Annotated in this window: 1 protein-coding gene; it reads right to left on the bottom strand. The window is 75.9% G+C overall.

Annotation, left to right across the window (positions count from 1 at the left end):
* Window positions 1-1732, bottom strand: a 1732-nt coding sequence (locus tag VI078_01305; protein HEY5997927.1) for a molybdopterin biosynthesis protein, incomplete at both ends; no start/stop codon positions are given.

The following is a 1732-nucleotide window of genomic DNA, read 5'->3' as shown; positions in this document are numbered from 1 at the left end:
CGCGCAACGCGGGCAGATCGAGGTGCTCCTCGGGGATGAGCAGGTCGAATTCCTCCTCCTCGAGCGGCACGAAATCCAGCCCCAGCGCGACGGCCGCGGAGCGGATGCCGAGCCCGCAGTCCGCGAGCCCGCTCTGCACGGCCATCGCCACCGCCCAGTGCGTGTACTCCTCGCGCCGGTATCCGCGCACGGACGCGGGCGCCACGCCGGCCTGCGCCAGGCGGTAGTCGAGGAGCACGCGCGAGCCCGACCCGCGCTGCCGGTTGACGAAGGCGACGTCGGGCCGCGCCAGGTCCGCCCACCCGCCGATTCCCTTCGGGTTGCCGCCCGCGACGATGAGCCCCTGCTGTCGCCACACGAGGCCGACCTGCCGGATCGCGCGTCCCGCGAGGTGCCTGGCGATGTAGGCGCGGTTGTACGTCCCGCTCTCCGGGTCCAGCAGGTGCGAGGTCGCCAGGTGCGCGGTCCCGTCGCGCAGCGCCAGCAGCCCCCCGAGGCTCCCCGTCGCCGAGGCCAGCAGCGTCACGCCGCGAGCGCGCAGCTCGTCCTCCAGCACGTCGATGAGCAGATCGTGGCTGCCGATGAGCACGACGGTGCGCCCGAGGTCCGGCATCTCCCGGAGGATCTCGACGTCCACGGCGGCGCCCGCCTCCAGCCCCTCGACCGCTTCGGGGATCACGACCAGGCCCTGCGCCTTCGTCCAGGAGACGATCGCCGCGGACCCGCGCGGCAGCGGGTAGGCGAAGGTGCGCTCGCCGACGCGGCCGAGGCGCACGCGCACGAACTCGCGCGTGTCCAGCCGCGAGGGCAGCGCGCGCGGGAGCATCGCCGGCAGAAGCGGCGGCGGCGCCTCGGGCAGGCCGAGGACCAGGCGCACCAGCGGCGCGAGGAACAGCCGCGCCGCGACTATCGCCGCCACGGGGAAGCCTGGGAGGCCGATCACCGGCGTCCCCCCGACGAGCCCGAGCGCGGTCGGCTTCCCGGGCGCGATGTTGATGCCGTGCGCGACCAGCTCGCCCTCCAGCTCGATGGCGCGGGGCGTGAAGTCCTCCGATCCCGCGGATGATCCCGCGAGGACGACGACGACGTCGAACACCGCGGCCGCGGCGCGGACCGCGGCGCGCAGCCGCTCGAGGTCGTCCGGTACCGGCTCGCCGACCGTGGCCTCCCCGCCGGCCTCGCGGACCATCCCGGCGGCGACCGCCGAGTTGAATTCGACGACCTTGCCGAGCTCGAGCGGCTCGCCCGGCCGGATCAGCTCGGTGCCGGTGGGGATGACGAGCACGCGCGGGCGCGGTGCGACCGGCACGGCGAGCACGCCCGCGGCCAGCAGCGACCCGAGGTCGGCCGGGCCGATCCGCCAGCCCGCCGGAAGCACCATCTCGCCGGTGGCGATCTCCTGGCCGGTGACGCGGACGTGCTCCCAGGGCGCCGAGGGGGCGTGGATCTCGACGGCGCCGTCCTCGCGCCAGTGCAGCTCCTCCGAGGGAACGACCGCCGTGCACCCCTCGGGAATCGGGTCACCGGTGTCCACCCAGGCCGCTTCCTGCGGCACGCGCAGGCGCACCGGGGCGCTCTCGCTCGCCGCGAACGTGCGCTCGGCGGCGACGGCGATGCCGTCCATCGCGGAGGAGTGGTAGAAGGGCGCGGGGTGGAGCGCCGCGACCGCGGCCGCCGTCGCGCGCCCGAGGGCCTCGCCCGTCGGCACGAGCTCCGGCGCGGGGCGGGGCCG

The organism is bacterium, from assembly GCA_036524115.1.
Taxonomy (GTDB): Bacteria; JAUVQV01; JAUVQV01; order JAUVQV01; family DATDCY01; genus DATDCY01.
Note: the sequence above shows the minus strand (reverse complement) of the source record. Positions and strands in the feature narration are given on the sequence as shown.